Annotated in this window: 15 protein-coding genes; 6 read left to right on the top strand and 9 right to left on the bottom strand. The window is 67.7% G+C overall.

Features of this window, described 5'->3' with window-relative positions; all coding sequences use genetic code 11:
• Nucleotides 1-32 precede the first annotated feature (32 nt).
• From ACTHQS_RS11205 to ACTHQS_RS11190, 4 genes are all read left to right on the top strand, one after another.
• Nucleotides 33-473, top strand: a complete 441-nt coding sequence (locus tag ACTHQS_RS11205) for a VOC family protein (RefSeq protein ID WP_440168690.1) — start codon at nucleotides 33-35, stop codon at nucleotides 471-473.
• Nucleotides 474-495: 22 nt separating this feature from the next.
• Entirely contained in the window at nucleotides 496-1,449 is a 954-nt protein-coding gene (locus ACTHQS_RS11200; RefSeq protein ID WP_440168688.1) for a 1,4-dihydroxy-2-naphthoyl-CoA synthase, read from the top strand.
• A 12-nt stretch (nucleotides 1,450-1,461) separates the two neighbouring features.
• On the top strand, nucleotides 1,462-2,685 hold the full coding sequence (locus ACTHQS_RS11195) for an AMP-binding protein (protein WP_440168686.1): 1,224 nt from the start codon (nucleotides 1,462-1,464) through the stop codon (nucleotides 2,683-2,685).
• Between the two features lie 75 nt (nucleotides 2,686-2,760).
• The gene (locus tag ACTHQS_RS11190; RefSeq protein ID WP_440168684.1) at nucleotides 2,761-3,642 is read left to right on the top strand and encodes a 1,4-dihydroxy-2-naphthoate polyprenyltransferase; all 882 of its coding nucleotides are present in this window, start codon (nucleotides 2,761-2,763) and stop codon (nucleotides 3,640-3,642) included.
• On the opposite strand, the gene ACTHQS_RS11185 is transcribed toward ACTHQS_RS11190, so the two are convergent.
• Nucleotides 3,639-3,947 carry a DUF4229 domain-containing protein gene (locus ACTHQS_RS11185; protein WP_440168682.1) on the bottom strand — a complete coding sequence of 103 codons (309 nt, stop codon included), beginning with the start codon at nucleotides 3,945-3,947 and terminating at the stop codon, nucleotides 3,639-3,641. The genes ACTHQS_RS11190 and ACTHQS_RS11185 overlap by 4 nt on opposite strands.
• 61 nt (nucleotides 3,948-4,008) lie before the next feature.
• Here ACTHQS_RS11185 and ACTHQS_RS11180 point away from each other — a divergent pair, with 61 nt between their 5' ends.
• Nucleotides 4,009-4,398 carry a PLD nuclease N-terminal domain-containing protein gene (locus tag ACTHQS_RS11180; RefSeq protein ID WP_440168680.1) on the top strand — a complete coding sequence of 130 codons (390 nt, stop codon included), beginning with the start codon at nucleotides 4,009-4,011 and terminating at the stop codon, nucleotides 4,396-4,398.
• A 4-nt stretch (nucleotides 4,399-4,402) separates the two neighbouring features.
• Nucleotides 4,403-4,972 carry a hypothetical protein gene (locus ACTHQS_RS11175; RefSeq protein ID WP_440168678.1) on the top strand — a complete coding sequence of 190 codons (570 nt, stop codon included), beginning with the start codon at nucleotides 4,403-4,405 and terminating at the stop codon, nucleotides 4,970-4,972.
• Nucleotides 4,973-4,987: 15 nt separating this feature from the next.
• Here the strand turns inward: ACTHQS_RS11175 and ACTHQS_RS11170 are convergent, their stop codons facing one another.
• The 8 genes from ACTHQS_RS11170 to ACTHQS_RS11135 form a co-directional block, all read right to left on the bottom strand.
• On the bottom strand, nucleotides 4,988-6,481 hold the full coding sequence (locus ACTHQS_RS11170; RefSeq protein WP_440168676.1) for a dynamin family protein: 1,494 nt from the start codon (nucleotides 6,479-6,481) through the stop codon (nucleotides 4,988-4,990).
• Nucleotides 6,481-8,370 (bottom strand): dynamin family protein, encoded by a 1,890-nt coding sequence (locus ACTHQS_RS11165; RefSeq protein WP_440168674.1) that lies wholly within the window; start codon nucleotides 8,368-8,370, stop codon nucleotides 6,481-6,483. The genes ACTHQS_RS11170 and ACTHQS_RS11165 overlap by 1 nt, the downstream gene beginning before the upstream one ends.
• A 181-nt stretch (nucleotides 8,371-8,551) precedes the next feature.
• Nucleotides 8,552-9,616 (bottom strand): IniB N-terminal domain-containing protein, encoded by a 1,065-nt coding sequence (locus ACTHQS_RS11160; protein ID WP_440168672.1) that lies wholly within the window; start codon nucleotides 9,614-9,616, stop codon nucleotides 8,552-8,554.
• A gap of 164 nt (nucleotides 9,617-9,780) precedes the next feature.
• Nucleotides 9,781-11,862 carry a LuxR C-terminal-related transcriptional regulator gene (locus tag ACTHQS_RS11155; protein WP_440168670.1) on the bottom strand — a complete coding sequence of 694 codons (2,082 nt, stop codon included), beginning with the start codon at nucleotides 11,860-11,862 and terminating at the stop codon, nucleotides 9,781-9,783.
• 1 nt (nucleotide 11,863) lies between these two features.
• The gene (locus ACTHQS_RS11150) at nucleotides 11,864-14,002 is read right to left on the bottom strand and encodes an Hsp70 family protein (protein WP_440169093.1); all 2,139 of its coding nucleotides are present in this window, start codon (nucleotides 14,000-14,002) and stop codon (nucleotides 11,864-11,866) included.
• 172 nt (nucleotides 14,003-14,174) lie between these two features.
• Nucleotides 14,175-15,263 carry a c-type cytochrome biogenesis protein CcsB gene (gene ccsB / locus ACTHQS_RS11145; RefSeq protein ID WP_440168668.1) on the bottom strand — a complete coding sequence of 363 codons (1,089 nt, stop codon included), beginning with the start codon at nucleotides 15,261-15,263 and terminating at the stop codon, nucleotides 14,175-14,177.
• Nucleotides 15,263-17,062: a cytochrome c biogenesis protein ResB gene (gene resB, locus ACTHQS_RS11140; protein WP_440168666.1), complete on the bottom strand. Its 1,800-nt coding sequence runs from the start codon at nucleotides 17,060-17,062 to the stop codon at nucleotides 15,263-15,265. The genes ccsB and resB overlap by 1 nt, the downstream gene beginning before the upstream one ends.
• Nucleotides 17,062-17,817 (bottom strand): cytochrome c biogenesis CcdA family protein, encoded by a 756-nt coding sequence (locus ACTHQS_RS11135; protein WP_440168665.1) that lies wholly within the window; start codon nucleotides 17,815-17,817, stop codon nucleotides 17,062-17,064. The genes resB and ACTHQS_RS11135 overlap by 1 nt, the downstream gene beginning before the upstream one ends.
• Between the last annotated feature and the right edge of the window lies 1 nt (nucleotide 17,818).

The raw sequence follows: 17,818 nt of genomic DNA, 5'->3' as shown, positions 1-17,818 counted from the left end.
CGCAATTCCCTTGCCGCCTTTACCGTGGACGGATGGGACTGAACATCCAGATCGTTGTCGATTCCGCCAGCCCGCATGAACTCGCCGACTGGTGGGCCGAAACCCTGCAGTGGGCGGTGGAACCCCAGGACGCGGGCTTCATCCGCTCCATGATCGAGCAGGGGTACGCCACCGAGGGCCAGACCATGACCCACCGGGGCAACCTGGTGTGGAAGGACGGTGCCGCCATCAGGCCACCGGAAGAGATAGAGTCCAAGGCCCCCGAGCGGCGCATCCTGTTCCAGACCGCGCCCGAAGGCAAAACGGTGAAGAACCGGGTGCACTGGGACGTCCGGCTGGACGGCCGGGACAAGGACGAGGTCCGCAGCGAACTCGAGGCCCGGGGCGCCTCCTTCCTCTGGTCCGCGCGGCAGGGCCCGCATTCCTGGCACACCATGGCGGACCCCGAGGGCAACGAGTTCTGCATCAGCTGACGCCGATTACTAGACTTGGACGGTGAGCAACCAGATCCCCGCCCCGGTGTCCGATGTCTTCGATCCCACGCGCTGGCGGGTGGTCTCCGGCTTCGAGGACTTCCAGGACATCACCTACCACCGGCAGGTGGAGCGGGATTCCGACGGCGGCTGGGTACGTGACCTGCCCACCGTCCGGATTGCATTCAACCGCCCGGAGGTCCGCAATGCGTTCCGGCCGGGCACCGTGGATGAGCTCTACCGGGCCATGGACCACGCCCGGATGACCCCCGACGTCGCCACCGTCCTGCTGACCGGCAACGGCCCCTCCCCTAAGGACGGCGGCCACTCCTTCTGTTCCGGCGGCGACCAGCGGATCCGTGGCCGGGACGGCTACAGATATGCCGACGGCGAGACCCAGGAAACCATCGACCCCGCCCGGGCCGGCAGGCTGCACATCCTGGAAGTCCAGCGGCTCATGCGCACCATGCCCAAGGTGGTCATCGCCGTCGTTAACGGCTGGGCAGCGGGCGGCGGGCATTCCCTGCACGTGGTCTCAGACCTCACCATCGCCTCGCGGCAGCACGGAAAGTTCAAGCAGACGGACGCCACGGTGGGAAGCTTCGACGCCGGCTACGGCTCGGCGCTCCTGGCCCGGCAGGTGGGCCAGAAGACCGCCCGCGAGATTTTCTTCCTGGCCCGCGAATATTCCGCTGAAGACATGGTCCGCATGGGTGCGGTGAACGAGGCCGTTGCCCACGAACGCCTGGAGGAGGTGGCGCTCGAGTACGCCGCGGACATCGCCCGGCAGTCCCCGCAGGCCATCCGCATGCTGAAGTTCGCGTTCAACCTGGCCGACGACGGCCTGGCCGGCCAGCAGGTGTTCGCGGGCGAAGCCACCCGGCTGGCCTATATGACGGACGAGGCTGTGGAGGGCAAGGAGGCCTTCCTGCAAAAACGCGACCCCGACTGGTCACGCTTCCCGCACTACTTCTAAGGCAGGACGGCCATGAACAGCGAAGCCTCACCCAGCACGGCCCACGGCGGCCCGCTCAACATCGAACCGGCCCTGAAAGCCCTTGCGGCCGCCCTCCACGGCGAGGGCCCCGCCGTCGAACTGTCCATTGGGACGGACGGCCAACTGGTGGTGGGCCACGTGGAGACCCCGGGCTGCGACGACGCCGTCGCCGTGGTCCGCACCTCCGGTTCCAGCGGCACGCCCAAGGCAACCCTGCTGACCGTGGAGTCCCTGGCAGCATCCTCGATGGCCACCGCGCTGCGGCTCAAGGGCGAGGGCCAGTGGCTGCTGGCGCTGCCCGTGCAGTTCGTGGCCGGCATCCAGGTGCTGGTCCGCTCGCTGTTCGCGGGTACGCGGCCCTGGGTCATGGACATGTCCGGGGGCTTCACCCCGGAGGCCTTCACCGCTGCGGCACTGGAACTGACGGACAAGATCCGCTTCACCTCCCTGGTTCCCACCCAGCTCCAGCGGCTCCTGGTTGATCCTTCCCCGGACACGCTCGCCGTGCTCCGCCGCTTCAACGCCGTCCTGCTGGGCGGCGCCCCTGCGTCCCCGGCACTGCTGGCCGCCGCCCGCGACGCCGGAGTACGGGTGGTCACCACGTACGGTTCCGCGGAGACGTCCGGCGGGTGCGTGTACGACGGCTACCCCCTGGAAGGCGTCTCGGCGCGGGTGGCGGAGGACGGCCGGATCCTGCTGGGCGGGGACACCGTGGCTGCCGGGTACATTGAGGCCCCGGACGAGGAGACCGGAACATTCTTCGAGGAGGACGGGGTTCGCTGGTACCGCACCAGCGACCTCGGCACGATTGACGACGACGGCCGGCTCACCGTGCTGGGCCGGGCGGACGACGTCATCATCACCGGCGGCGTCAAGGTCTCGGCCGGCCACGTGCAGGAGCAGCTGGAAAAGTCCGACGCCGTCGCAGCGGCTTTCGTGGCCGGCGTCCCTTCAGCGGAATGGGGCCAGGCCGTGGCGGCCTACGTGGCGCTGGCACCGGAAGGTGCCGCGGGCAAAGGTGCCGCCGGTGACGGCGGCCAAGGGCAGGAAGCCGGGGACCCCGCCGTCGTACTTCAACAGCACTGGCAGCGGCAACTGGGGGCGCTGGCCCCCAAAACCGTCCTCACCGCACCGGCCCTTCGGATGCTTCCCAACGGAAAACCGGACCGGCTCGCCATGACCTCCGAACTCAGCACCCTGCATGGGGGAAAGTAGAGTGGACCTGCACCACCGCGGCGGGTGCGCACGTTCCATCCAGCCGTCTCATCGAAACAACACGAGGTACTAACCGTGGCAACAGCCGCCCAATGGATCCAAGGCGCCCGACTCCGGACGCTGCCGGCAGCGATCGCGCCGGTGCTGATCGGCACCGCCGCCGCCTATGAGATGGACTCGTTCCTCCTGCCCAACGCCATCCTCGCGGCGCTGGTGGCGCTCCTGCTCCAGGTAGGCGTGAACTTCGCCAACGACTACTCGGACGGCATCCGCGGGACCGACGATGACCGGGTGGGCCCGCTGCGGCTGGTGGGCTCCGGTGCCGCCAAGCCCGAACACGTCAAGTGGGCCGCCTTCGGCACCTTCGCACTGGCCATGGTGTTCGGCCTGGTCCTGGTGTTACTCACCCAGGCATGGTGGCTGATCCTGGTGGGCCTGGGCTGCGTCCTGGCCGCGTGGGGCTACACGGGCGGCAAGAACCCCTATGGCTACATGGGCCTGGGCGACCTGTTCGTGTTCGTCTTCTTCGGCCTGGTTGCCACCCTGGGTACCACGTACACCCAGGCAGGGCATATCAGCCTGTCCGCGGTCATCGGCGCCATCGGCACCGGGCTCATCGCCACCGCGCTGCTCATGGCCAACAACGTCCGGGACATTCCCACCGACATGCAGGCCGGCAAGAAAACCCTGGCCGTGCGCCTTGGGGACAAGCACGCGCGCGAAAGCTACGTCCTGATGCTGGCCGTGGCCATCCTGCTGGTAGTGATCCTGGCGCCGGGCCGGCCGTGGATCCTGATCGTGCTGCTGCTCATCCCGGCCTGCCTGATGCCGGCCTGGCTGATGATCAACGGCCGCAAGCGCAAGAGCCTGATCCCGGTGCTGAAGCAGACCGGCCTGATCAACCTGGGCTACAGCGTGCTGTTCGCACTGGGGCTGATCCTCAGCCACGGGTTCTAGCTGTTCTTGCTGCCCTTGGCGTTGTTGATGGTGATGTCCGGGTTGGCGTCCAGCAGAGCGTCCTCGGCGTTGGCGTCCTGGACCTCACCGGCGGAGCGCAGCGGCTTGGCCTTTCCGGAGAAGCGGTGCTGCAGGGCTGCGGAAGCGGCGTCACGCTGCTTCTGGAAGAACAGGTAGCTGATGGCAAAGGCAATGAGCGCGGAGCAGATCACCGACATCAGCACCCCGACCTGAAGGAGTGCGAACAGGACAAACAGGGGCACGAAGATTGCCAGGCGGATCAGGGAATATTTCAAAAAGGCCACTATTCAAGTTTAGCCGCCTGGGCCAGCGGCCCCTGCGCCTCCTGACGATAGACTTAATGGCATGCTCTTCCGTGTGGCATTGGCCGTGGCAGTCCTCGTCATCTTTGTGTATGGCCTGGTGGACGTGATCCGCACTGAGGGCCGCCTGACCCGGGGCATTTCGAAACCCGCCTGGATCATCGTCCAGATCGTCCTCCCGGTCCTCGGCGCCGTCCTGTGGCTGCTGATCGGCCGGCCGCGTGGGACCGCACAGCCGCGGCCCTCCTACCCGCACCCCACCGCTCCGGATGATGACCCGGATTTCCTCCGCAACCTGGAGTCGCGGCGCCGCAACCAGGCCGAGGCCGAGCGCCTCAAGAAACTCCGTGACGAACTGGAGTCCAAGGCGAAGGAAGACGGCGGGAAGGGCCAGCGCGGTACGGACGAACACGATGCCGACGGGCTGAAATAGGCCTATGGCGTCCCCATCCGGAGGAGAAGAGCGGCGCCTGTCCGCTCCCCCACCGAGGCCCGGCCTGTCCTATTCCGCACCACCACCCATCCCGGTCACGACTCCGGTGCCCCGGACCGTCCGCACCGCCCGCTCACTCTGGCTCTTCAGCTTCGTCGCCGGGCTGGCAGTCCTGCTGGGGTCCTTCGTAGCCCGCGACTCCAACCTGCAGCGGCTTCGCGGGGTGGTGGCGGACATGGCAGCGGGCAGCGATGCCGGGTCCGTGGGAACCGCAGCGAACGTGGTGTTCTGGGGCAGCATCGGTGCCCTGCTGCTGGTGACCGTGCTTGAGGCGGCTGTCCTGGCCGCGGTGTGGGGCCGCCGGACCTGGGCCCGGTGGGCGCTGGTGCCGCTGCTGGCCACCCACGTGCCGGTCATGCTCCTGGCGTCCGCGTTCCTGGTTCCCAGCGGCGCCGCGGGCAGCTACGTCGTGATGTTGTGGGGCGCAGAACTTCTCCTGGCCTTCGCCGGGCTCGTGCTCCTGTTCCTGCCCTCCGCCGGAGCCTGGCTGAAGCGGGAGCGCCGCCGGGGCTGACTGCCGCCACACTTACTATGCCGACTGCGGCTGCCGGGCCCTGCCGGTGCATTCGGCCAGCACGCCCTCGCAGCTGCGGATCACCACTCTGCAGGCTTCCACAGCGGACCTTGCAGTCAGCGGGCTTTCAGCAACGGTACGCCAGCGGGCCAGCACCTGGCGGGCCTGGGCCGCCAATACCTCCGGACCCGAGCCGGCCGGCACCCCCAGCCGCTGGGATGCCGCGGCGCCCTGCCCGCCGATGAGCCGTTCAGCTTCCGCTGCCAGTTTCGGAGCCAGTTCCACCCCCGTGGTCCGCAGTGCCGCCAGCAGCCGGAGCTCACGGAATTCGTGCGCGTTGGCCTGCAGCCGCTCCAGGGACGCTGCCAAAAGCCCGGTCCCCTGCCGCGGCCGGCTGGCCAGGAGGTTGTCCACGGCTGCGAGCGCCGTCCTGGCCTTCAGTGCCTCTGCCCTCGCTTGGAACTGGCACTCCAGCAGCTCCAGCAGTGGGTCCAGACCGCTGCGCCTGGCAAGTTCATGGGCCAGGGGAGTTGGCTCCCCGAACCCGTTGCGGACCAGCACCATGGCCAGCCGGATGCCGAAGAGACCATACCGCTCGAGTAATGATGCCCGTGCTTCTTCCGTCAGTCCCTCCGGTTCCGCGGCGCGGCGGAACCTGTCGGCCGAAAGCATCATCCGTTCCCGCGCGGGCCGGTCCAGGCTGGCCAGCAGCTGGAGGGCTTCGAAGTCCGCCTGCCGCAGGGTACGGGCGCTTTGGGCCAGGAGCCCTGCCACCGGGACGACGCCCAGTGCCAGCTTCCGCAGGTTGGGGTCCCGGCTGTACCGTTCCGCGATGGTGGCGGCGGACAGCAGGGAGTCGATGCGCCCGGCTCCCACCTCATCGGCCCGGGACAGGACCGCGATGGCGTTGACGGTTCCCGAGCGTCCGGCCTCGGTATCGCGGAAGGACTCCAGGAACCGGACGTCGGATGCGTGCAGGTGGCGCATGAGGTAGATGACGGCATCAGCTTCCGACGGCGATTCCTCCGGGGTCAGGAACCGGACGGACCGTGCGGACACCTCCTGCGAAAGGGACGCGATGCCGGGGGTGTCGATCAGCGTCATGGCCTGCAGCGCCGGTGACGGCCATTCGACGTCGAGCCGTTCCACGTCGTCCGCCCGCACGCCGTCCAGGACGAAGACCAGGCGCCCGTCCACACGCTTCAGCGGAAGGTTCCGGGGCTCGCCTTCCGTGGGGTGGAGGGTAATGCGGGGAGTGCGTCCGTGCCGGTACCAGGTGACAATGCGCGTGCATTCACCGGTGTCCGTGGGCGCGATTTCCTCGCCGATGATGGCGTTGAGGAGGGTGGATTTCCCTGCTTTCACCATGCCGGCCACGGCAATCCTCAGGGGCTCAGCCAAGCGCTGTGCGTAACCCTGCAGCGCCTGGACGGCCTGCGGGTCATCCGCATAGACCTCCAGCGCTTCGCGGATCAGCGCAGCGGCTCCGGCTGTGGTGGATGCCGTCATCACACCCCTGCCGCAGTGCGGGTCCCGGCGGCGGCAGCCTCTGCGGATACCGCTTCCGCGGCCCGGTGCAGCGCGTCCACCTTCCTGAGCTCGGCTTTGATGTCCCGGATGCGTCCTTCCTTCTCCTGGGCATACGAGTTGGCTGCCTTCTGGGCTGCTGCCACGGAATCGGACAGCGAGCGGTGGTATTCATCGGCGATCTCGGTGAAGTGGTCCCGGATGGTGCGCTGCACCAGGCGCAGCCTGTCCTTCAACTGCTTTCCCACCTGGAACGTCACATCGTCCAGCTGCCGCCTGACCAGGGCCTTCGCCTCGCCCTGCCGGCGCTTCAGCCGCGTTTCCTTGTCCTCCCGGTAGGCCTTGCGCCCCAGCAGCAGCCCGGCGCCAACCGAGAGCGGATTGATCAGGGCCATCCCGAAAATTCCCGTCAGGAGGCCGAACATCAGGACGCCGCCATAGGATCCACGCATGCCGATGAGGACTTTTTGGATCGGGTTCACGCGGCCGGAATCCAGTTCCGGCATCTGGTCCACCGGGTCCAGGGCGTCACCGGAGTCGGAGACGTGCAGGACGGGCAGCGACACCTCGTCGGCGGCGAAGTGTTCGGCAACCTGCGCTGCCAGCCATTGCGACCGCTCGCTGGTCCAGACGAAAGTGTCCGACACCGCCGCGGCAACGCACTCCTCGAGCCACTGGGAAAACTGCGTCCAGACAGGACCGGGATCGCCCTGGTCGATGGCGGTCTCGGCTTCCTTCTGGATCCGGCGTAGGCGGTCGCGGAGGTCGTATTCCATATCGGCGATGAGGTCGTTGATGCCGTCGCTAAGCGTCAGCTGCCAGCGGGCGGACCGCTTCCGCAGCTCGTCCGCCTCCGTCTTGGCCTGTTCCAGGGCTGCGAGCATCTGCGGCGTGCCACCCGGGTTCTCCAACGCCTCAAGCTCGGACTGCAGGGACAGACGCAGGTTTTCGGTGACGGAGAGCAGGTCCTGGCTGACGGAGCGCCGCTGGATGCGCTGCGCCTTGCCCACCACTTCGTTGCGCAGGTGCGCCACCAGGTCCGGGAAGCCGGACTCGGTGTTGAGCTCGGTGTCCTGGAGCCGTGCGGCCTCAAGGCGGAGGTCCGCGGACAATGGGAACAGCGGGATGTCCGGGGCCACCGTGACCAGGTGGGCCCTGTCGAGCTCTTCAACGCGCCGCCAGTCCGGGTAGAGGTCGGTCTTGGAGAGGACCGCGGCAACGCTGGGGGTGATGCGCATGGCCTGGCGCAGGAACCGCAGTTCCGGTTCCGTGTATTCCTGGGAGGCGTCCGAGACCAGCAGCATGGCATCCGCGGTAGGGAGGGCGGTCAGGGTGGTCAGGGTGTGGGTGGAGCCCATCCCGCCCACGCCAGGAGAGTCGATGATGGTCAGTCCCCCGCTAAGGATCCGCCGGGGCAGGCAGACTTCCGCAGCCGCGAATTTCCGGCTGTTTCCCGGGTTGCCCTGCTCGGAGACAAGGGCCGGCAGGTCTGACAGCTCTACGGGCCTGCGCTCGATGCTGCCGTCCCCGCCGTCGACCGCAGCGTTTCCGCCGGCGTTCGCGGCGGCGTTCCCGGCGGGACTGTCCGTCGCGGGGACCAATACAGCCGCCGAGGCAGGCTCCCCGTAGCGGACGATGGTGGGCAGCGATGTGGCGATATCGTCATCAACCGGGCACACCGGCGCGTTCACCAGGGCATTGATGAGCTTGCTCTTCCCCTGCTTGAACTCCCCCACCACGATGACCCTGATGCTGGGGTCCTGGAGGCGGACCATGGCCTGGTGCAGCCTTTTGCGCAGGTCCGCCCGGTCCCCGGCGCCCACCAGTTCCAGGCCCTGCTCGACGAGCTTTACCAGCTGTCCCGCCGTCATGGGCCCCGCCAGCCTTGCCGGTCCCGCATCTGCCACAGCATCTCCCCCTGCCCCAGTGCCTGAATGATCTTTTCCCGTGCCCTGTTCCATTGCCGGAAGTCCTGCACCCGGCGATACCGGAAGAGCCCGGCAGGAGGTGGCTGCCTCCTGCCCGGCGGTTCGCCCTCCCGGGAACAGCGTGTTACAGGACGGTGGAGTCGTCAACCACCGAACCGTCGATGGTGGTGTGGTTATCCAGGTCCACATCCGTGTGCGTGGAGTTGTCCTCCGTGAAATCGAGCTGGTTGTCCGCCACCACCAGGTTGTCCTCAACAATGCTTGTGGCTGAGTTGTCCTGAAAGGAGTCGTCCACGTGGACATCCACCGCGGTAGTGGTGGAGCTGTCCTGGTTGAAGGAGTCGTCCACCTCCATGGAGTTGTGGGTCGAGTTGTCCGAATTGTCGTTGAAAGAGTCCCGGACGTCGAGGTCCACGTCGGTGCTGATGGAGTGGTCCGAAAGATCCGTGTGGTCGGAATGGTCGGAGTTGTCGTTGAAGGAATCGTCCACGTCCAGGCCGACGTCGGTGTTGAAGGAGTCGGAGATCGCCGTTTCCTCGTTGCCAATGCTGACATCACCGCCGGCATGGATGGAGCTGTCCGTGGAGTTATCGGTGGAGTGGTCGGTGTTGTAGGAGTCCCTGATGTTGTTGGAGTCCCTGACAGCGGCGTCATGGCCGGCGGCAACGGCACGGTCGCCGGCCGCCACGGCGGCGTCATTGTCGAACCATTGCTCCACGTCCCCGTGCGCCCAGATGTTCTGGTTGACGGACTGGTCCGTGATGGTGTCGCGATCATCCAGCAGGGTGGTGTTGGTGGTGTAGGAGAAGCGGTTCACCACGTGGTGGAGCTGTTGTACCGCGTGCGCGTGGTCGTCATGGTCGTAGGCGCCGCTTTCCTCCCCTGCAGCCGCTCCTCCTGCATGGATGGCTGATGCGCTTCCGGCGTGGCCGCCCAGCGTGGTGGCCTGCCCGGCCCACACACTGTTGCCGCCGGTGGTGTGCTCCCGGGCGAAGGATGTGGCATTGACGGTGATCGGAGCGTAGTCGAGGACAACCGGCATGGCGGCGTCAACGTCAGCCGAGCACACGTTGGCCAGGCCGTGTTCCTCCAGCGCCCGCTCCGGATCATCCAGGAACTCCTGGACCGCTTCCCGGTTGCCGAAGAGTTGCATGAGGAACTGAACAAGGTCGTTCGCGAGTGTTGGCATATGCTTGGTCCTCACATCTTGTTTGAGTCGTGGATCATCCGGTGCACGTATCCGAGTGCTTCAAACCTAGGTTCGCCGCCGGGTACAGGGCAACGGGCGCCTTCCCCCTACCCGCAGGTGCTGTTCCGGGGCACTGGCATCCCGATGCCTAGGGGATTTAGGGGTTATTCCTGCTGCGGATTCAGCTGCTGGGAATGCTCCACCCCCAGGGCCAGGCGCAGACGGGCCAGCAGGTCGGAACGGTTTTCCGCTCCCAGCCGCCGCCGGATCCTGGCAATGTGGTGCTCTGCGGTCCTGGGCGAGATGTAGATGGCCTCGCCGATCTCCCGGTAGGTCTTGCCCTCAAGCACCAGCCTGGCCACTTCCTTTTCGCGCTCGCTCAAGCCGGAGGCGTCCGGCTGGTTCCCTTTGCCGGCGTCGGCACCGCTTCCTGCCTGTGCCTCCGCCGCCCCGGATGTTCCGGCGGCACTGCTTTGAGGATGGAGGTCCCGTGCACAGGCCAGCAGCCGCATCATGTCCCGCCGCTCATCAGCGCGCGCGGCAGCGTGCCCGGCGAGCCGTGCGCCCTCCCAGGGCATGCCCACTGCACCGAGCAGCCGGGCCGCACCCTCCACATCGGCGGTTCGGAACCGGCCAGCCAGTACCGAGACCCAGGCTTTGCCCGCCGTGGCGAGGACTGCGGCAAGCTGGCTGTGGGCAGAGGCCCGTGCCAGTGCCGTTGCGTGTGGGGCAAGATCGGCGGGACTCTCATTCAGCAACGCAGCCTGGACGCCGGACCAGTGCAGGGGGACGGCCCACAGGGCTGGACTTCCCAGGCGGCCCAGCAGCTTCCAGGCGTCTTCCAGGTACTGCGCCACACGGCGCGTCTCCCGCAGCCGGGCCGCGGCAATCAGCAGTTCCCCCCACGGCAGCAGGTTGTAGAGGTCCACCGAGGTGTGGAGCATGGCTTCACGTGCCCGTTCCCATGCCCTGAGCAGCTCCGGCACGTCGCCGTTCCGGCGGGCAATCCCCACTTCGAGGGCCGCGCACATGAACTCGTCGCGCGGGACCAGCGGCCAATGATTTGCTTTGGCCGCCTCCGTGGCCGCCAGGCGGGCGTCCTCGAGTTTGTCCTGCATCATCGCTGCCCAGGCTTGGAGCAGCAGGAGCCTGGGCTGGGCCGCATCGCCGCCCTGCCCGGCTGCGGCTGCCGCCCTGCAGACGGTTTCCGCCAGGTGCGGCTCGCCGCTGTGCAGTGCCAGCAGTGCTGCCAGTGCGGCCGGCGTCTCCGGCAGCGGCAGGGCTGTGCCGGCAGCGTTCAGCATGTCTGATGCGTGGATCAGGATGGAGATGCCCTGCTGCGGCTTATCCCCCAGCGAGGCAAGGATTCCCTGGCCGGTCTGGACCAGGGCAGCCGCAAGCAGCGTGGGCGAGGCTGCAGGAGCATCGGGCTGGAAAAACGACTCCGCAGCAGCCCGGTCACCGGCGCCAATCATGGCGACGGCGGCAAGCGGGGCGGAGGGGCCCACCCGTCCCGGACCAAGCCAGCTGTAGACGTCCCCTCCCCGGGCCAGCATTCCCCGCTGCGCCCAGACAGAGGCGGCAACATCGGCTCCGCGGCGCACATCCGGCGGATCCTGGCTCACCAGGAGTGCATCGATGATCCTGGCCGCGGCATCGAGGTCCCCGTCACCGGCTGCGGCCTGGGCACGCCTTGCCGCCGTGGCCAGCGGGTCGGCACCGGCCAGGAGGGCTTCCTCGTAGAGTTGCGACGCAAGCCTGGGGTCATTCTCCAGTACGGCGTCCGCCGCTTGCTCCAGTTCCGCGGCCACCCGGGGATCAGCGAGGCCGCCCCGGGCCAGCTCGCGGGCGAGGTTGCCCAGCGGTTGTCCCGCAGACGAGAAGACGGTCACGAGCTCACGCTGGAGCGCCTGGACCTTGGCCGTGGGCGCGGCGCTCAGGAGCGCGTGCTGGGCAGTCCCTACCACTGTGCCGTCCGGCCTCAGCAGTCCCGCAGCCTCCGCGCGGTCCACCAGGGAGTCAAGGTCCTCCACGGTTCCACTGATGAACTTGTTCTGGAGGCCGGCCGGAAGCGGTCCCGGCAGGGCGAAGCCCACCGAGAGTGCCAGCAGCAGTTCCCGGACAGCAGCGTTTGCACCCTTCAATTGCTTGGCCATCAGCTCTGCGGCGTGGGGCGGATTACCCTGATGGTCCGGTGTGGTGTGCAGGGGTATGGGGCGCTCCGCCCGCTGAAGGTGTCCGTCCATGTCAGGCCCCCGGAGAGGTGGTCAGGGCCGTTGCCACCGCAGTCTCAGGCGAAGTTGCGGCGGCCTCCTCCGGTGAGGGTGAAGGTGCAACAGTCGGTGTGGGCATGAGGTCAGCTGTGGGGGAAACGAGCTGACCATCCGTGGGGGCCGGGGCAGAGGTCGTGGGCAGTATGGTGGGGGTCGCTCCCCCGGTAGCGGGGGACGACGTGCCGGGGTCGGCGGGAGGGGTGCCGGAATCACGCGTCGGGGAAACAGTCGTGCCGGGCGAGGACGTGCTGGGCGACGTGGCTGTCGGGGAGCTGGTGTCCGGAGCCGTGGCCGTCGGCGGGCTGGAACCCGGGGAGGCGGTGCCGGTGGGGGCAGGGTCCGCGGGGGCGGGTTGCGTAGCACTCGGCGGCGTCGCGGGGCCAAGGGTGGCGGAGTCGGGAACAATGCCCGTCCCGGGCGTGCTCCCGCCCGATTCGGAGGGCGGATCCGCAGCAGGGGCGCCACCGGCTGCGGCAGGTCCGCCCGCAGCCGGCCCGCCCGGTGCGGGTGCGGCTTCGCTGCTGGTGGGTGAGGCAGACACATCGAGTCCGGGCTCTTGCCCAATCGGCTTTTTAGAACTGGCCTCGACGCCCGCGAGCGGCTGGGGCGCGCCAAGGGCGGCTGCTCCCCCTCCGCCCGGCGCTTCCGCCCCGGCCGCCCCAGCGGCGGCGGTGGAACCGCCCTCGGTACTCGCTCCAGCCTGCGGTACGAAAATGGCGGTCAGGCTTCCGAAGCCGTCGGGACTCTGGGCCGCAGTGGCCGTGAGGACCGTCAGGAGGGCTGCCGCGGCGGCGACAGCCGTGACGCGGACGGTGGGTTTCGGGGCGTGCGCCCCCCGTCCGCCAAGCCTTGCACCGCGGACGGGGCCTGGTCCCGCTGATGCTGCCGCCGCCGTCGTATATTTACGCGACCAACTGGGCAGCGCCGGCCCGGCCGGAGCGGGAGGCACTTCGGAGGGCACGACGGCGGGGGGCGGCTCTCCGGCGGCCGGTTCAGTTTCTGCCGCTTCAGCCTCTGCCAAGGCGGCCGCGGTGTGGGCAAGAAGCGCCGCCATAGCTGCCCCCAGGCAAATGGAGGACTTCGGGTCCGCGTCCACTGCAATGGGCCGGTCCAGCTCCTCCGACACCACCTGTGCCACCAGTGGAATCCGGGATGATCCTCCGATCAGCAGCACCGTGGACAGGTCTGCCGGCTCCAGGTGGAGCTGGGCCAGGGAGTGCTCCAGCGCGTCCACCGTTTCCCGCACGGGCTCTTCGATCAAGGCCTCGAACTCGGAACGGACCAGGCGGACCTGTTGCTGGACGCCGGGAAGGAGGACCGGAATGCTTGCCTCGCTGTCCACCGACAGGGCTTCCTTGGCCTCCACGCATTCGCGCCGGAGCCGGGTGAGGGACCCAAGGACCGCTGGATCGGTGGGGTCGAGCTCTGCCAGGGCAGTGCCGGTGTGCCCGGCAACATAGCTGAACACCGCGGCGTCAAAGTCGGCGCCGCCCAGGTCTTCGATGCCCTCCGGACGGCCCAGCAGTTCGAAGCGGCTGCTCCCGGATTTCCTCAGGACGGCGGTGTCAAAGGTGCCGCCGCCGAGGTCGTATACGGCGATGGTGCTGCCTTCCTCCACCCGCACCTGGGACGCGTAGTGCAGTGCAGCGGCCTCCGGTTCGGGAAGGAGGGTGACGTTTTCCAGGCCGTGCGCAGCGAGGGCGTCGCGGATCACGGACAGGCGGTGGTTGCCCCACGCGGCGGGGTGGGTCAGGAAGACGGCCGACGCCGGGCCCCCCTCGCGTTCGGCAGCCCGGTCTGCAACCCAGCGGGCCATGGTGGCGAAGACGTCCTCCGGCTGCAGCGCCAGGGTGCCAAGGATGATGGGGACGTCATCACCGATCCGGCGTTTGAATTCCCGCACCACGCGTTCCGGCGAGTCCAGTCCGCGGCGTTCGGCAGCTTCGCCCACCAGCACAGTGCCTTCCTCCGGGAAGTACACCACGGAGGGAACGGATGTTCCCCGCGCGCCCAGGGGCAGGCACTCAGGCACAGCGGAAGGACCTTGGTGAAAGCGAACAACGGCGGCTGCCGTGAAGCTGGTCCCGACGTCTACGGCGAGAGCGTAGCTCATGGTTACCTCGGAAGGCTGGTGGTCCACATGCAAGCTTCATCACAGTGAACCTCACCAACGTAGCATTTCCGGGGGACCCTGGGACAGCCCTGTTGCTACATCGAATGGTTATTTGGCGATCAGTTGCCGCGATGCGGTTGGATTTCGGGTCCGCGGCCCGGGAACGGCGCTTTTAGAGGCCGGAGTAGGAGTGGAGCCCGTTGAAGAACTGGTTCACGATGGTGAAGTTGAAGATCACGCAAAGGTAGCCCACGATCGACAGCCACGCCGCGCGTGTTCCGGTCCAGCCGCGGGTGGCGCGTGCGTGGAGGTATCCGGCATAGACAACCCAGATCACGAAGGTCCAGACCTCTTTGGTGTCCCAGCCCCAGAACCGGCCCCAGGCCTTTTCCGCCCAGATCGCGCCGAACATCAGGGTGAAGGTCCAGCCGATGAACGCAATGGCGTTGATGCGGTAGGACAGGTTCTCCAGGCTCAGCGCCGACGGCACCAGGCGCATGAAGCCGAGCTTGTCGGCCCCGCCGGCAGCAACGGTCCTCTGCCGGTGGGACTGCACCAGCTGCAGGGCGGACATCGCGAACGTCAAGGTGAACAATGCCGAGGAAAGGACGGCAATGGAAACGTGGATAACCAGCCAGTAGCTCTGCAGGGCCGGGACCAGGTGGCCCACGGGGGTCCAGAAGGCCACCGAGGCAGCCACCAGCATGATGATCACCAGGCCCACCACGAAGGTGCCCAGGAAGCGCAGGTCGCGGCGGATCAGGGAAAGCAGGAAGACGGCCGCCACCAGGAACGCACCCGTGGTGAGGAATTCGTACATGTTGCCCCAGGGCACCCGCCCGGCGCCCAAAGCCCTGGTGACCACGCCGGCGCCGTGGATGAGGACGGCAAGGGTGGTCAGGGCCACGGCGACCCGGGCCGGAACCCGGCGCTCGTTGGCGTACTTCATGTCGCCGTCGGCCGTTGCCACGCCGCCGGTTCCTGCCCCGCCGGCCCTGCCAGCGGACGACGACGGGCGCTCGGCACGGTCGGCGGGTCCGCTCAGCCGGCCCCCGGCAGAGCCCGCGGCAACGCCGGCTGCTACGGGAACCTTGGTGGCCGTCCCGGCCTGGGCGGCCTTGAGATCGACGGCGCGAAGGGCCTTGCTGCTTTTAGCCAGGTCCCAGGCGAAGGCAATGAAGGCCACTGTGTAGGTGCCCGCCGCCAGCAGCATGAAGAGTTCGCTGTACTGGCCCATGGTTTCGTTGATTCCAAATGGCATTACTGGTCCTTTTCGGGCCCGGTGGGGCCTGCTGGGGTGGTGACGGAGCCTGTGGCGTTTTCGGCGGAGCCCTCGGCTTTACCGGCGGAGCCTGCGACATTATCGCTTGTCCGGCTGGGAGTTTGCTGGGACGGGGCAGCATTTTCGGAAGCGGCGTCTTCGGGCGCCGCGTCGTCAGGCAGCTTCCACTCTGCGGCGAAGAGTTTCCGCAGCGCCGCCGCCTCGCCGGCCAGGCGGTGGTCTTCGCCGCGGGCAAGGAGGCCGTACTCCACCATGGTGCGGCCGTCAATCGCGGTGCCCGTGCGGACCCAGACGCGCCGACGGTTCACATAGAGCGAGAGGATCAGGCCGGCCACGGCCAGCAAGGCGAAGATCAGGGCGTACAGCTGCCCGGGGTTGTGGTGGATGTCCACGCCGATGTACCGCTTCACCCCGTCAAAGCTGATGCTGCCCTTGCCGTCCGGCAGCGTGTAGGTGGAGCCGGGTGCCAGCGTGATGCCGCCGGCTGCCAGGTTCCTGGCGTTCAGCGGAGTCAGGTTCTTGACGTCGAGTTCGAAGACATTCTGGGGTGCACCCTTGTTCAAGCCCAAGTCGCCGTAATAGGAGTTCAAGGTCAGCTGCGGGTTGAACAGCTCAGGGTCGGCGCTGAAGGAGACGTTCTTGTCCGTCACGAACGCAGTGGGGAGGAAGAAGCCCACGAAGCCCAGCTGGTCCGGCTGGGCGTCCGGAACCTTGATCACCACGGAGGAGTAGTAGTTGTCGCCCTGCAGCTTGGCCACCACCGGGCCCTGCATTGCCACGTTGCCCGCCCCGTCGCGGATGGTCACCACCGGCGCGTAGCCGTTGCCGGTGAGGTAGATGCTGGTGCCGCCCAGGCTTACGGGATCGTTGACCTTCAGGATCTCCTGCTTGGGCGGAGCATCCGGGTTTTCCTTGGTGGTCACGGTGGCGGCGAAGTCGATGGGCTGGCCGAACTTGCCCCTGGATTCGCGGTCGAACGTGATGTTGAACTTGTCCAGCTGCAGCGAGTAGGGCTGGAGCTGGGTGGACTGGAAGTTGGTGCCCGGGTTGAACTGGTCGTAGCCCACCAGGGTGTTCACGAACGTGTCGCCTTCCACCAGGATGCGCTGGCCGCTGTACCCGAACAGGCCACCGGCGGCCACGGATACCAGCACGCCGATGAGCGAGGTGTGGAAGACCAGGTTGCCCACTTCCTTCATGAAGCCGCGTTCGGCACCCAGGGACGGAAGGGCGCCGTCGGCATCCCTGACCTCCACCCGGTAGCCGCGCTTGCGCAGCAGCCCAGCCGCACCGTTGATGGCTTCCGACGCCGGGATGGCGGCTCCGGCGGGGATCACCAGGGTGCCGTATTCCGGCAGCCGGGACAGGCGCTGGGGGGTCCGCGGCGGCTGGGAGCGCATGGCCTTGTAATGGGCGATGGCGCGCGGCACCACGCAGCCGATCAGGGAGATGAAGAGCAAAAGGTAGATGGCCGAGAACCACGCCGAGGAGTAGACGTCGTAGAGCTGCAGGGAGTCCAACAGCTTGCCGTAATCCGGGTGGTCCTTGATGTACTGGGTCACCACTGCCGGGTTGGCGGGCCGCTGCGGGAAGAGCGATCCGGGGACGGCGGCGACGGCGAGGAGCAGCAGCAGGAACAGCGCGGTGCGCATGCTGGTCAGCTGGGTCCAGGCCCACCGCAGCATGCCCCTGGGCCCCAGGGCCGGAAGGGCGGCCTGGGCTTTCGCCTCTGCGACAGGGGCGGATTGCTTCTTCTTTACGTTCACACGCTCGCTCATCAGATCGGCAACTTCACGTCGGTTTGGAACCAGTACTGCAGCCCGGTCACCCAGGCACCCCACACCCCGGTGGCCATCAGGATCCCGAGCACCACCAGGATCCCGCCGCCGGTGCGCTGGATTGCCACGCGGTGTTTGCGGAAGAACGCCATGACGCCCATCCCCCGGCGCAGGGCCAGCGCGATCAGCAGGAACGGGATACCCAGTCCCAGGCTGTACACAAAGGCAAGGAAGGCCCCCTTGGCGGCAGAGGATCCGCCGGAGAGGCTCAGCAGCTGCACGGCCGAGTAGGTGGGACCGATGCACGGGGCCCAGCCCAGGCCGAAGGTCAGGCCCAGCAGCGGAGCACCCCACAGCCCGGCCGGCGGCTTGGCATGGATCTTCGCATCGCGCTGCAGCCAGCTGAAGCCGCCCATGAAGACGACGCCCATGATAATGACCAGGACCCCCAGGAGCTGGGTGATCCAGGCGTTCTGGCTGCCCGTGATCAGGGTCCCCAGCTGGCCGAACGCGCCGCCCAGCAGGACGAAGATCACGGAGAACCCCAGGACGAACAGCCCGATGCCTGCCAGCATCCGGCCGCGTTTCTGCTTCTGCAGGTCCACGCCGCTCAGGCCTGTCACGTAGCCGAGGTAGCCGGGCACCAGGGGAAGGACACAGGGCGAAAGGAAGGACACCAGTCCGGCAAGCAGTGCCACCGGAATGGCCAGCAGGAGCGAGCCGCTGAGGATGGCTTCGGCGAAGGGGCTGTTCACG

This window comes from Arthrobacter sp. SAFR-044 (assembly GCF_051965175.1).
GTDB lineage: Bacteria > Actinomycetota > Actinomycetes > Actinomycetales > Micrococcaceae > Arthrobacter.
Note: the sequence above shows the minus strand (reverse complement) of the source record. Positions and strands in the feature narration are given on the sequence as shown.